Raw genomic sequence first — 12,611 nt, forward strand, 5'->3', positions numbered from 1 at the left:
ATGAGTGATTTTGAAACTGTGGCGGCCAGCGAGAACCAGGCCGCACGACGTGGCCCCTCGGGCGAGCCGGGCACCCCCAACCAGGTCGGCGCTCCGAACAAGCCGCGCAGCCTGGCCGGAGACGCCTGGCGCGACCTGCGCCGCAACCCGATCTTCTGGATCTCGCTGGCGCTGGTCGTCATCTTCACGCTGATGGCTCTGTTCCCCGGCGTGTTCACCGCCAACAACCCGAACGACTGCCTGCTGTCCCGGCAGCACGCCGGGCCGTCCGGCGGGGCCATCTTCGGGTACGACTTCCAGGGCTGCGACACGTACTCCCGGGCGGTCTACGGCACCCGCGCCTCGCTGCTGGTCGGCGCGCTCGCCGCGCTCGGCACCGGGATCATCGCCCTGGTGATCGGCATGCTGGCCGGTTACTTCGGCAAGTGGGTCGACGCGGTGCTGTCCCGGGTGATCGACGTGGTGCTCGGCATTCCGCTGCTGCTGGCCGCGATCGTGCTGCTCAAGCGGGTGTCCAGCGACAGCCAGTGGGCTCGGATCGGCGCTGTCGTCTTCGTGCTGGCCCTGCTCGGCTGGACCACCGCCGCCCGCGTGGTCCGCTCCTCGGTGATCACCGCCAAGGAGCAGGACTACGTCGCGGCGGCCCGGATGCTCGGCGCCGGCAACAGCCGGATCATGTGGCGGCACATCCTGCCGAACTCGCTGGCCCCGGTCATCGTCGTGTTGACCATCGCGCTCGGCTCGTTCATCGCGGCCGAGGCGACGCTCTCCTTCCTGGGCATCGGCCTGAAGGCGCCGACCATCTCCTGGGGTCAGGACATCGACACCGGCCGGATCCACATGCGGGAGGCGGCCACCCCGTTGATCGTCCCGTCGGCGTTCCTCGCGCTGACCGTGCTGGCGTTCATCATGCTCGGCGACGCGATCCGTGACGCCTTCGACCCGAAGCTGCGGTGATTATGCGAGCGCGAGGAGTGAGCGAAGCGAGCCCCGCAGTCGCGAGCGAAAGGCAGGCACAGTCATGACCGTCCAACCCACGCCGGCCTCCGCCACTCCCGAGGGCGGCCACCTGCTGGAGTTGCGGGACCTGCACGTCGAGTTCCGCACCAACGAGGGTGTGGCCCGGGTGATCAACGGCGTGTCGTACCACCTGGACGCCGGCGAGACGCTTGCCGTGCTCGGCGAGTCCGGCTCGGGCAAGTCGGTCACCGCCCAGGCGATCATGGGCATCCTGGACACCCCGCCCGCCTTCGTCCGCTCCGGCCAGATCCTCTACCAGGGTCAGGACCTGCTCACCCAATCCGAGGAGCAGCGTCGGCAGGTACGCGGCAAGGAGATCGCGATGATCTTCCAGGACGCGCTCTCCGCCCTGAACCCGGTGTTCCCGGTCGGCTGGCAGATCGGCGAGACGCTGCGCCAGCGTGCCGGCATGTCCCGGGCCGACGCCCGGCGGCGCGCCATCGAGTTGATGGACCTCGTCAAGATCCCGGGTGCCGCCAAGCGCATCGGCGACTACCCGCACCAGTTCTCCGGGGGCATGCGGCAGCGCGTCATGATCGCCATGGCGCTGGCGCTGGACCCGAAGGTGTTGATCGCCGACGAGCCCACCACGGCACTCGACGTGACCGTCCAGGCCCAGATCATGGACCTGCTGGCCGACCTGCGCCGCGAACTCAACATGGCGATGATCCTGATCACGCACGACCTGGGTGTGGTCGCCGGTGTCGCGGACCGGATCGCCGTCATGTACGCCGGTCGGATCGTCGAGCACGCCGACGTCCACTCGCTCTACAAGGCGCCCGCCCACCCGTACACCAAGGGGTTGTTGGAGTCGATCCCGCGCCTGGACGTCCGTGGCGAGGAGCTGTCGACGATCAAGGGGTTGCCGCCGAACCTGATGCGCATCCCGTCCGGCTGCCCGTTCCACCCCCGGTGCCCGTACGTCCAGCAGGTCTGCGTGGACGTCGTACCGCACGACCTGGTCCTCGGCGACGGCCGGACCAGCGCTTGCCACTTCGCGCAGGAGGTCCGTGATGACAGCGTCGCCCGCTAACCCCACCAAGGTCCGCGGCGAGGCCATCCTCTCCGTCGACAACCTGGTCAAGCACTTCCCGATCACCCAGGGCGTGCTGTTCCAGCGGCAGGTCGGCGCGGTCAAGGCCGTCGACGGGGTGAGCTTCGAGCTGCGTCGCGGCGAGACACTGGGTGTCGTCGGCGAGTCCGGCTGCGGCAAGTCCACCCTCGCCCGGCTGCTGATGCGGCTGGAGACGCCCACCTCGGGAAGTGCCACCCTGGAGGGCAGGGACCTGTTCAAGGCCTCCGGTGGCGAGTTGCGTCGGGTGCGCCGCAACATGCAGATGGTGATGCAGGACCCGTACACCTCGCTGAACCCGCGGATGACCGTCGGCGACATCATCGGCGAGCCGTTCGAGATCCACCCGGACGCCGCCCCCAAGGGCAGCAAGCAGCGGCGTGTCCAGGAGCTGTTGGACCTGGTCGGGCTCAACCCGGAGCACATCAACCGGTACCCGCACCAGTTCTCCGGCGGTCAGCGTCAGCGCATCGGCATCGCCCGGGCGCTCGCGCTGCGGCCCGACGTGATCGTCTGCGACGAGCCGGTGTCCGCGCTGGACGTCTCCATCCAGGCCCAGGTGATCAACCTGCTCAAGCAGTTGCAGGACGAGCTGGGGCTGTCGTACATCTTCATCGCCCACGACCTGTCGGTGGTGCGGCACATCGCCGACCGGGTGGCGGTGATGTACCTCGGTCGGATCGTGGAGATCGGCACCGAGGACGAGATCTACGAGCGGGCCACCCATCCGTACACCCAGGCTCTGCTCTCCGCCGTGCCGGTGCCGGACCCGGCGGCCCGCGAGCAGCGCACCATGATCCGGCTGGTCGGGGACGTGCCCAGCCCGGCCGACCCGCCGAGCGGGTGCCACTTCCGCACCCGCTGCTGGAAGGCCCAGGAGATCTGCGCGGCGGAGGACCCCGCTACGGTCCCGAGGGCAGCGGACCCGCACCCGTCCGCCTGCCACTTCGCCGAACTCCGTCCCACCCTCCCCACAGCCTGACCCGCAACCCCGCCCCCGCCCCGCCCCGCCCGCTGGGGTCGATCATGGAGTTGTGGTGGCCGGTTTGCCGGCCTGCGCCCCTTTTGTGGGGCACCACAACTCCATGATCGACCGCGACAGAGGGCCGCGACAGGGGGCGCGGCTGGGGCTGGGGCTGGGTTAGTGGAAGAAGTGGCGGGTTCCGGTCAGGTACATCGTCACGTTGGCCTTGCGCGCGGCTTCGATGACCTCTTCGTCGCGGATCGAGCCACCGGGCTGCACGATGGCGCGCACGCCGGCGTCGATGAGGATCTGCGGACCGTCGGCGAACGGGAAGAACGCGTCCGACGCGGCCACCGAACCCCGGGCCCGGTCGGCGCCGGCCCGGCTCACCGCGAGCTGCGCCGAATCCACCCGGTTGACCTGACCCATGCCCACGCCGACGGTGGCACCGTCCTTGGCGAGCAGGATCGCGTTGCTCTTCACCGCGCGCACCGCCCGCCAGGCGAACGCCAGGTCACGCAGCAGCTCCTCGTCAGCGGCCTCGCCGGTCGCCAACTGCCAGTTCGACGGGTCGTCACCAGGGGCGTCCACCCGGTCCGCGACCTGGGTCAGCACGCCACCGGTCACCGGCCGCCACTCGACAGTCGCCGGAGTCCAGGCCGGCGCGCGCAGCAGCCGGATGTTCTTCTTGCCCTGCAACACCTCGACCGCGCCCTCGTCGAAGCCGGGGGCGACGACCACCTCGGTGAAGATGTCCGCGACCTGCCGGGCCAGCTCGACCGAGACCGGGCGGTTGACAGCGATGACGCCGCCGAACGCCGACACCGGATCGCAGGCGTGCGCCCGGCGGTGCGCCTCGGCGACGTCCACGCCGACCGCGATGCCGCACGGGTTCGCGTGCTTGATGATCGCCACCGCCGGCTGGTCGGCGAAGTCGTTCGCGGCACGCCACGCGGCGTCCGCGTCGACGTAGTTGTTGTACGACATCTCCTTGCCGTGCAGCTGCTCGGCCTGGGCCAACCCCGCCGGGGCGTCCGGGTCGGTGTAGAGCGCGGCCGGCTGGTGCGGGTTCTCGCCGTAGCGCAGCACCGTCGACTTGCGCAGCGCCGACCCGGCGAACGCCGGCCAGGTGTCGTCGGCCGGGGCCAGCTCCCGGGCGCACCACTGCGCGACGGCCACGTCGTACTCGGCGATGTCGGCGAACGCCCGGGCCGCCAGCGCACGGCGCTGGGCCAGAGTGAAACCGCCCTCGTCGAGCGCGCCGAGCAGCGCCGGGTAACCGGCCGGGTCGGTGAGCACCGCGACCGAAGCGTGGTTCTTGGCGGCAGCCCGCACCATGGCCGGGCCACCGATGTCGATCTGCTCCACGCACTCCTCGACCCCGGCGCCGGACGCGACGGTCGCCTGGAACGGGTAGAGGTTGGAGACCAGCAGGTCGAACGCCGCCACCCCCAGCTCGTCGAGCTGCGTGACGTGCGTGTCCTTGCGCAGGTCGGCCAGGAGGCCGGCGTGCACCTTCGGGTGCAGGGTCTTCACCCGGCCGTCGAGCACCTCGGGGAACCCGGTCACCGTCTCCACCGGCGTCACCGGCACACCGGCGGCGGCGATGGTGCCCGCCGTGCTGCCGGTGGACACGATCTCCACACCGGCGGCGTGCAGGGCCTGGGCCAACTCGACCAGCCCGGTCTTGTCGTAGACGCTGACCAGCGCCCGCCTGATCGGGCGGCGCCCGTCCTGAGTGGGACTCACGGAACCGTGACCTTCCTTCCGGTGATGGTCCAACCTTCGCGGACCAGACGGCCGACCTGCTCGACGAGCTGTCGCCGCTCGGCTTCCTTGATGCGCTCGGTGAGCGTGTCCACGTCGTCGTCGTCGAGCACCGGCACCGCCACCTGCGCGACGATCGGCCCGGTGTCCATACCGGCGTCGACGAAGAAGAGGGTGGCACCGGTGAGCTTCACGCCGTAGGCGAGCGCGTCACGCGGGCCGTGGATGCCGGGAAACGCCGGCAGCAGGGTGTTGTGGGTGTTCAGGTACCGGTCGCCGAAGGCGGCCAGGAAGTGCGGCCCGACCAGCTTGAGGAAACCGGCGGAGATGACCAGGTCGGGTTGGTGCTTCGCGACGTGCACGGTGAGCGCCCGGTCCCAGTCCTCCCGCGTGTCGTGGTCACGGACCCGCTCGACGAAGGTCGGCACCCCGGCGGCTTCGGCACGGTCCAGGCCCGCGATGCCGTCGCGGTCCGCGCCGACCGCGACGACCTGTGCGCCGTACGCGGGGTCGGCGGCGGCGTCCAGCAGCGACTGGAGGTTGCTCCCGGAGCCGGAGACGAGGACGACGATGCGGGCGACAGGCGCGGGCTCGGTCACCGGGCCACCCTATCGGGCAGGTCAGGACGCCCTTCGGCTGGGCGGCGCGCCGATCTTTGCCAGCGTCGGCGTGCATCGACCCGGTACGCTGCCGCTCGCTCGGCCGAAAGCCGCGCCGGTCCACGCCAGCACTGATCGGTCAACGGCAGTCGTCGATCGACAGCACCGTGGTGATGTCGTCGTGATCCCGCGCTGTGCATTCCGAGGAGTGACAGCGATCATGGGTGGAAACAACAGTGGTAACTGACGGAACCAGTTCAAGGAGCTTGTGAATGCAACCCGGTAACCCCGGCCAGGACCCGTACGGCCAGCAGCCCAACGACCCGACCGCGCCCCAGCCGCCGCAGAACCCGTACGGCCAGCCGCCGGCCGCCCCGTACGGTCAGCAGCCGACGTCCGGTCAGCCCTACGGCCAGCAGCAGCCGTACCAGGACCCGTACGGCCAGCAGCAGCCGCAGTACGGGGGCGGTCCGACGTACCCGAACGCCGGCTACCCGCAGGGCCAGGGGCAGAACAACACCCTGGGTCTGGTGGCGCTGATCCTCGGTATCGCGTCGATCCCGCTGGCCTGCTGCCCGTTGCTGGGCATCCCGGTCGGCATCGGTGGTGCGGTGACCGGCTACCTGGGCCGGCAGAAGGCGGCGCAGGGGCAGGCGAGCAACGCCGGGCAGGCCAAGGCCGGCCTGATCTGTGGCGCCGTCGGTGTCGCGCTCGGCATCATCTCGATCATCCTGAGCGTCGCGCTGAACGTCGGCCTGCCGACCAACCCCTGACGCATCCCGCAGCTACGGGGCGTTCCGGATTCCGTCCGGGGCGCCCCGGGCTCGTCTACTGGGCGGGTGCGCGGGTGAGCGCTCGGGTGGCGGCAGCGCCGAGCAGCGCGCCGACCGCGATGACGACGGCCGCCACCGCACCTACCTGCCAGCCCACCGGCCCGACCTCCGCCAGCCGTCCGGCGCCCAGCGGCCCGCCGGAAACCGCGGCGACCAGCCCGAGCAGCACGCCGGCCACCGGCCCGGCCAACGCTGCCGGCGTCAGCACCTCAACCCAGCGCTGCGGCGCCCGCTCCGGCCCGGCGAGTCGGGCCACCCGGCGGGCCAGCAGACAGCCACCGACCATCCCGGCCAGCACCGGCACCGCGAGCAGGAGCGCGCCGAAGCCGTCCACCGGGCCGCGCGGCAGGCCGGCGAGCAGAGGCACTGCCGGCAACGCGCCGACCGACACCTCACTGGTACGAACCGCGGTGTCGGTGCCGACCGCGAAGCCCGGCCCGAGGAGATAGCTGGTCGACCAGATCGCCGCGTTCGGCGCGTACGCGACGCTGACCAGGGTGATCCCCGCCTGACCGGCGACCCCCGTCCGGTACGCCCCGATCATGTCCGCCGCGTCGCCGCCGCCGGTGGCCACCGCCAGGCCGGCCGCACCCGCGCCCGCGCCGAGCAGCAGCAGCCCCGCCACCAGGCCGGTGCGCACGCCGTCCCGGACCGGGCCGGGCATCCGGGCGACGAGCACCCGGGTCACAGCGGTGATCCGGGTGGCGCCGACCAGGGCGGCGAGCGTGCCGACCACCGCGAACATGGCACCCGCCCGGATCACTGACACGTCCGGCCCACCGGCGCCGACCAGCACCGCCGCGAGCACGCCGAGCAGCGCGTACGCGATGCCGACCGCACCCGCGGCGAGCAGCGCTCGGCGCGGTGAACGGGTGTCCCGGGCGCCGATCGCGCGACTGACGTGAACCCCGGCCCGGGTCAGCCGCCAGAGCGCGAGCACGGTCAGCGCCAGCGGGGCGAGCCCGAGCGGACCGGACTCGGTGTGCAGCGGCACCCCGTGACCGAGCAGCCACCCGGCCAGCGCCGTGCGCAGGGTGCCGACCAGGGTGGTCGAGTCGGTGCCGAGCTGGACCAGACCGAGCACGATGGCGACCGGCAGGTAGGAGGTGAGGGCGGCCCAGCCGGCCGCCACCCCGGCGGCGACCGGCAACGGCGCACGTCCGCGCGGCGACCCGCCCGCGCGGGGCGCGGGCACCCGCCGGGACGGCGCGGCACGGTTGACCGGCCGGTCGTCGGCGCTCACACCGCCGGGACGGCTGGGACGGTCAGGGGTGACGGGGGACATCCGCTCTACTCTGGCACGTCGCGCGGGCGGTGGCAGTCCGTTAACGCCTCCTAGGGCGCGTTTCATAAGGGCGATCGGGTCGAGGCGACGTCCGGGCCGCCATCCGACAAGCCCCGCGCCCCCGCGCCCCGCGCCCCGCGCCCCGCGCCCCGCGCCCCGCGCCCCGCGCCCCGCGCCCCGCGCCCCGCGCCCCGCGCCCCGCGCCCCGCGCCCCGCGCCCCGCGCCCCGCGCCCCGCGCCCAAGATCCTCACAACATCGGGGATGTTGCTGCCTCAGACACGCAGGAGACACCAGCATCCCTGATGTTGCGCGGATCTTGGTGACCACGTTCGGGCGCGGGCGGAGCGCGGCGGGCGGAGCGCGGCCGTGGGGACGCGCCGGCTGTGCCTACTGCCGTTGCGCCACCGAGGCGGCGAGTTCACCGAACCGGCGTCCAGGTCACCCGGTCCGGTCTAGCCTCGGCCCTGAGGGGGCGCGACCCGCCGCCACCCGGGTCGGGCCCGCCGGTCGCGGCCCGGGTCGGTTCCCGCCCACGACCGCCGGAGGACGCTGTGACGACCGCATACCCGCCGCCCCCGCCCCCACCGGCACGGGGACGGGACCGGACGACCCTCTGGGGCGTGCTCGGCATCGTGCTGGGTCTGATCTGCTGCGGCATCCTCGGCATCATCTTCGGCTATCTGTCCATCCGCGACGCGCGGCGCAACGGGCAGTCGCCGGTGCTCGGCTACCTCGCCATCGTGTTCGGCGTGATCAACATCATCGGTGGCTCGATCCTGCGGCTCACCGGCAACTACCCGTTCTGGAACAACGACTGACTCTCCGCACGACGAAGGGGGCCGACCGGTTCCGGTCGACCCCCTTCGCTGTTGCCGTGCCGGCTCAGTTGCCGGACATGATCTCCCGCATGAGCTTCGCGGTCTCGGTCGGCGTCTTGCCGACCTTGACGCCGACAGCCTCCAGCGCCGCCTGCTTCGCCTCGGCGGTGCCGGCCGAACCGGAGATGATCGCCCCGGCGTGGCCCATGGTCTTGCCGGGCGGAGCGGTGAAGCCGGCGATGTAGCCGACCACCGGCTTGGTGACGTTGCTCTTGATGAACTCGGCGGCCCGTTCCTCGGCGTCGCCACCGATCTCACCGATCATCACGATGGCGTCGGTGTCCGGGTCGGCCTCGAACGCCGCCAGGGCGTCGATGTGGGTGGTCCCGATGATCGGGTCACCGCCGATGCCGACGCAGGTGGAGAAGCCGATGTCGCGCAGCTCGTACATCATCTGGTAGGTCAGCGTGCCGCTCTTGCTGACCAGGCCGATCCGACCGGAGCCGGTGATGTCGGCCGGGATGATGCCGGCGTTGGACGCGCCGGGCGAGGCGATGCCCGGGCAGTTCGGCCCGATGATCCGGGTCCGCTCGCCCTGCGCCACGTTGTACGCCCAGAACGCGGCGGTGTCGTGCACCGGCACGCCCTCGGTGATCACCACAGCCAGCGGGATCGCGGCGTCGATCGCCTCGACCACGGCGGCCTTGGTGAACTGCGGCGGCACGAAGATGACAGTGACGTCGGCCCCGGTCTCGGCCATCGCGTCCGCGACGGACGCGAAGACCGGCAGTTCGGTGCCGTCGAAGTCGACAGTCTGACCCGCCTTGCGCGGGTTGACGCCGCCCACCACGTTGGTGCCGGCGGCGAGCATTCGCCGGGTGTGCTTGGAACCCTCGGAGCCGGTCATCCCCTGGACGATGACCTTCGAGTCCTTGGTCAGCCAGATAGCCATGATCAGACCCCCGCAGCTGCCAGCTCGGCGGCCCGCTCGGCCGCACCGTCCATGGTGTCCACCCGCTGCACGAGCGGGTTGTTCGCGCTGTCCAGGATCGCCCGGCCAGCCTCCGCGTTGTTGCCGTCCAGGCGGACGACGAGCGGCTTGCTGACCTGCTCGCCGCGCTGCTCCAGCAGGGCCAGCGCCTGGATGATGCCGTTCGCCACCTCGTCACAGGCGGTGATGCCGCCGAAGACGTTGACGAAGACGCTCTTCACGGCCGGGTCGGAGAGCACGATCTCCAGACCGTTCGCCATCACCGCGGCGCTCGCGCCACCGCCGATGTCGAGGAAGTTGGCCGGCTTGACGTTGCCATGCCGCTCACCGGCGTACGCGACCACGTCGAGGGTCGACATGACCAGACCCGCACCGTTGCCGATGATGCCGACCTCGCCGTCGAGCTTGACGTAGTTGAGGTCCTTGGCCTTGGCGGCCTGCTCCAGCGGGTCCACGGCGGCCTGGTCGACGAGCGCCTCGTGGTCCGGGTGCCGGAACGCGGCGTTCTCGTCCAGGCTGATCTTGGCGTCGAGCAGCAGCATCCGGCCGTCGCCGTTCTTGGCGAGCGGGTTGACCTCGACCAGGGTGGCGTCCTCGGCGACGAACGCCTGCCACAGGCCGACGGCGATCTCGACCACCTGGTCGACGACCTCGGCCGGGAAGCCGGCGGCGGCCACGATCTCCCGGGCCTTGGCCTCGTCCACGCCCTTCACGGCGTCGATCGGGGCCTTCACGACCTTGTCGGGGGTCTCGGCGGCAACCTGCTCGATGTCCATGCCGCCGGCGACGCTGGCGATGCAGAGGAAGGTGCGGTTCGCCCGGTCGAGCAGGTACGAGAAGTAGTACTCCTCGGCCACGTCCGCGGTCACCGTGATCATGACCTTGTGGACGGTGTGACCCTTGATGTCCATGCCGAGGATGTCGGTGGCGCGGGCCACCGTCTCCTCGGCGCCCTCGGCCAGCTTCACGCCGCCGGCCTTACCTCGGCCGCCGACCTTCACCTGCGCCTTGACGACCACGCGACCGCCGAGGCGTTCGGCGATCGCACGGGCCTCTTCCGGGGTAGTGGCGACGCCGCCGGCCAGCACGGGCAAGCCGTGCCGCTCGAACAGGTCCCGCCCCTGGTACTCGTACAGGTCCACGTTTGCGCGTCCCGTCCCGTCTCCGCGGCGCGCCGTCGCGCCGCCACCAGCGTTCAGAAAACAGTTTGACGCCTGTCATCAGTTGAAACAGGCCATTGGCCGCAGCCTAGCGAGGTCGGCACCACCGGCAACCGAGCGGGTGCGCGGTGTGCGGTAATGCACAACCGGACATCCGGCGGCCCGGTTTCGGCTCACGACGCGGACGTCATCCACCGTCCGGGCGATGTTGCCCGGCTTGCGTAACCCGGCCGTGGGGGCGTCGTTGAGTCAGATGTCGGAGCGCTGAACAGCGCGATGACGGGAGACGGCCGATGCCCTGTCGGTCGAGGGGTGGCGGCGGGGCATCGTGCATAGAGGGGCCGGACGTGTGAGGGGTGCGTCCGGCCCCTCCCCCGTGCCCAAGTTCGGTGGGGCAGCAGTTCGGCGTGCCTCAGGAAACCGGCTGCGCGACGTTCTCTCGGACCCACTCGACAATCGCCTGAGTGGTGGCGCCCGGCGTGAAGATCTTCGCGACGCCCAGCTTTTCCAACTCGGGAATGTCGCCGTTCGGAATGATGCCGCCGCCGAACACGACGATGTCGCGGGCGTCCCGCTCACCCAGCAACTCCAGCACCCGGCGGAACAGGGTCATGTGCGCGCCGGAGAGAACTGACAACCCGACCGCGTCGGCGTCCTCCTGGATGGCGGTCTCCACGATCTGCTCGGGGGTCTGGTGCAGGCCGGTGTAGACGACCTCCATGCCGGCGTCCCGGAGGGCACGCGCGACGACCTTGGCGCCCCGGTCGTGGCCGTCCAGGCCGGGCTTGGCGACGACGACCCGAATACGAGAGCTCATCAGCGCACACCTTTCACCGGCTTCACGGGCCTTCACCTGAACGAACGGTAACCCGGCGGACCCGGCCCGGGAAATCCGGGCCGGAAAGCCGGCTCGGTCACCGGCCGCCGCCTGCGTAGCGACGCGCTGTGGAAGCCCACGAACCGGAGAGGGGTCGCCGACCCGCGAGGGCGGCGACGCGGCACTACCCGCAGTGGCGATCCAACACCGCCCGTAGTCAAGTCGGACGAGTCCGCCGGATCGGTCACGCTCGGCGACGAACGGGCAGCATCGAGGGCACCGTTCGGCGTCGCGATGCGTGACAATAATGGACGCAAACGGACAGAACGACACGCCAATTTGGCGCTCTAGCTTGTGACTCGCCTGGTGGTTGGCTAACGTGTCCACGGTTGTCATCAGGTCCATGGACGGGTGACGACGCGGTCAGCGGGTGTTCAGTTGAGCTTCACGAACGCCCACCGGCCGCCTCGGAACCCCGACAACGGAGGGTGTGCGTGCGCCAGCGCCTGTCGTCTGAGCCCGATCGATATCGCGGTCGTCGCCGTGTGCCCACCCCACCGCGCAGCCGTTACGCCGCGGTCGTCACCACCGCGTTCGTCGGGGCCGGCATCGTCGCCCTCGGCGCGAGCGCCCTGCCGGACGCGAAGGACGTCAGCCCGACGGTCCTCGACGAGCTCAAGCAGGCGTCGGTCACCAGTCAGGACGCGGCGGCCCGTGCGGAGGGCGCCGACCGCCCCACGCGGGACAACGACCGCAGCAAGGACAGCGCCGAGCCCGAGGTCTGGCTGCTGCCGCTCCAGGGCTACGACTTCAACTCTCCCTACGGGGTGCGCTGGGGCAAGATGCACACCGGCGTCGACTTGGTCGCGGGTGAGGGCACTCCCTACGTCGCGATCCACGACGGGCTGGTCACCAAGGCCGGCTGGTTCGGCGGGTACGGCAACGCGGTGATCGTGCAGCACGCCGACGGCAGTGAGGCCATCTACGGTCACTCCTCCGCGGTGAGCGTGAAGGAAGGCCAGCAGGTCAAGGCCGGTGACCAGCTCGGCCTGGTGGGCCAGACCGGCCACGCGTACGGCACCCACCTGCACCTGGAGATCCATGTCAAGGGCCAGCCGGTCGACCCGGTGCCCTACCTCCAGGACCGCGGAGTGGACATCAAGCTGCAAGTTGAGGCAATTTACAGCGAGGTAGCCGCGTCCTGACGCTGCGTACCGACCGATGGCCGCCCGGATCGATCGATCTGGGCGGTTTTTCGTTGCGCTCGCCTAGCGGATGTGTGCC

General features: G+C 71.1%; 12 protein-coding genes. 6 read left to right on the top strand and 6 right to left on the bottom strand.

The features are described 5' to 3' along the window. From O7631_RS00870 to O7631_RS00880, 3 genes are all read left to right on the top strand, one after another. The gene (locus tag O7631_RS00870; protein WP_269682390.1) at positions 1-957 is read left to right on the top strand and encodes an ABC transporter permease; all 957 of its coding nucleotides are present in this window, start codon (positions 1-3) and stop codon (positions 955-957) included. A gap of 64 nt (positions 958-1,021) precedes the next feature. Further along, positions 1,022-2,053 (top strand): ABC transporter ATP-binding protein, encoded by a 1,032-nt coding sequence (locus O7631_RS00875; protein ID WP_088987683.1) that lies wholly within the window; start codon positions 1,022-1,024, stop codon positions 2,051-2,053. After that, complete coding sequence (locus O7631_RS00880) at positions 2,034-3,074, top strand: dipeptide ABC transporter ATP-binding protein (protein WP_278142606.1); 1,041 nt, start codon at positions 2,034-2,036, stop codon at positions 3,072-3,074. The genes O7631_RS00875 and O7631_RS00880 overlap by 20 nt, the downstream gene beginning before the upstream one ends. Positions 3,075-3,233: 159 nt before the next feature. Here the strand turns inward: O7631_RS00880 and purH are convergent, their stop codons facing one another. Together purH and purN are read right to left on the bottom strand one after the other, a co-directional pair. Further along, positions 3,234-4,805, bottom strand: a complete 1,572-nt coding sequence (gene purH / locus O7631_RS00885; protein ID WP_278142607.1) for a bifunctional phosphoribosylaminoimidazolecarboxamide formyltransferase/IMP cyclohydrolase — start codon at positions 4,803-4,805, stop codon at positions 3,234-3,236. After that, complete coding sequence (gene purN, locus O7631_RS00890) at positions 4,802-5,422, bottom strand: phosphoribosylglycinamide formyltransferase (protein ID WP_278142608.1); 621 nt, start codon at positions 5,420-5,422, stop codon at positions 4,802-4,804. The genes purH and purN overlap by 4 nt, the downstream gene beginning before the upstream one ends. A gap of 272 nt (positions 5,423-5,694) precedes the next feature. Between purN and O7631_RS00895 the strand changes: the two genes are divergently transcribed. Further along, positions 5,695-6,195 (top strand): DUF4190 domain-containing protein, encoded by a 501-nt coding sequence (locus tag O7631_RS00895; RefSeq protein ID WP_269682387.1) that lies wholly within the window; start codon positions 5,695-5,697, stop codon positions 6,193-6,195. 55 nt (positions 6,196-6,250) lie between these two features. On the opposite strand, the gene O7631_RS00900 is transcribed toward O7631_RS00895, so the two are convergent. Then, positions 6,251-7,540 carry a DUF6350 family protein gene (locus tag O7631_RS00900; RefSeq protein ID WP_278142609.1) on the bottom strand — a complete coding sequence of 430 codons (1,290 nt, stop codon included), beginning with the start codon at positions 7,538-7,540 and terminating at the stop codon, positions 6,251-6,253. 552 nt (positions 7,541-8,092) lie between these two features. Between O7631_RS00900 and O7631_RS00905 the strand changes: the two genes are divergently transcribed. Further along, a complete protein-coding gene (locus O7631_RS00905) occupies positions 8,093-8,359 on the top strand; it encodes a DUF4190 domain-containing protein (RefSeq protein WP_145778990.1) in 267 nt (88 codons plus the stop codon). A gap of 64 nt (positions 8,360-8,423) precedes the next feature. On the opposite strand, the gene sucD is transcribed toward O7631_RS00905, so the two are convergent. From sucD to O7631_RS00920, 3 genes are all read right to left on the bottom strand, one after another. Then, positions 8,424-9,311 carry a succinate--CoA ligase subunit alpha gene (gene sucD, locus O7631_RS00910; protein ID WP_269682385.1) on the bottom strand — a complete coding sequence of 296 codons (888 nt, stop codon included), beginning with the start codon at positions 9,309-9,311 and terminating at the stop codon, positions 8,424-8,426. Between the two features lie 2 nt (positions 9,312-9,313). Further along, positions 9,314-10,492 carry an ADP-forming succinate--CoA ligase subunit beta gene (gene sucC / locus O7631_RS00915; RefSeq protein ID WP_278142610.1) on the bottom strand — a complete coding sequence of 393 codons (1,179 nt, stop codon included), beginning with the start codon at positions 10,490-10,492 and terminating at the stop codon, positions 9,314-9,316. A gap of 430 nt (positions 10,493-10,922) precedes the next feature. Next, entirely contained in the window at positions 10,923-11,327 is a 405-nt protein-coding gene (locus tag O7631_RS00920) for a cobalamin B12-binding domain-containing protein (RefSeq protein WP_088987674.1), read from the bottom strand. Positions 11,328-11,821: 494 nt separating this feature from the next. Here O7631_RS00920 and O7631_RS00925 point away from each other — a divergent pair, with 494 nt between their 5' ends. Continuing rightward, positions 11,822-12,532 (top strand): M23 family metallopeptidase, encoded by a 711-nt coding sequence (locus O7631_RS00925; protein WP_278142611.1) that lies wholly within the window; start codon positions 11,822-11,824, stop codon positions 12,530-12,532. The last annotated feature ends 79 nt before the right edge of the window (positions 12,533-12,611 follow it).

Source organism: Micromonospora sp. WMMD967, assembly GCF_029626165.1.
In the GTDB taxonomy this organism is placed as follows: Bacteria; Actinomycetota; Actinomycetes; order Mycobacteriales; family Micromonosporaceae; genus Micromonospora; species Micromonospora taraxaci.

Excerpts from the sequence above, each read along its gene's own strand:
- O7631_RS00920 (WP_088987674.1), bottom strand. The coding sequence starts at position 11,327 with ATGAGCTCTCGTATTCGGGTCGTCGTCGCCAAGCCCGGCCTGGACGGC.
- O7631_RS00895 (WP_269682387.1), top strand. The coding sequence starts at position 5,695 with ATGCAACCCGGTAACCCCGGCCAGGACCCGTACGGCCAGCAGCCCAAC.
- sucD (WP_269682385.1), bottom strand. The coding sequence starts at position 9,311 with ATGGCTATCTGGCTGACCAAGGACTCGAAGGTCATCGTCCAGGGGATG.
- O7631_RS00870 (WP_269682390.1), top strand. The coding sequence starts at position 1 with ATGAGTGATTTTGAAACTGTGGCGGCCAGCGAGAACCAGGCCGCACGA.
- O7631_RS00900 (WP_278142609.1), bottom strand. The coding sequence starts at position 7,540 with ATGTCCCCCGTCACCCCTGACCGTCCCAGCCGTCCCGGCGGTGTGAGC.
- O7631_RS00875 (WP_088987683.1), top strand. The coding sequence starts at position 1,022 with ATGACCGTCCAACCCACGCCGGCCTCCGCCACTCCCGAGGGCGGCCAC.
- O7631_RS00880 (WP_278142606.1), top strand. The coding sequence starts at position 2,034 with ATGACAGCGTCGCCCGCTAACCCCACCAAGGTCCGCGGCGAGGCCATC.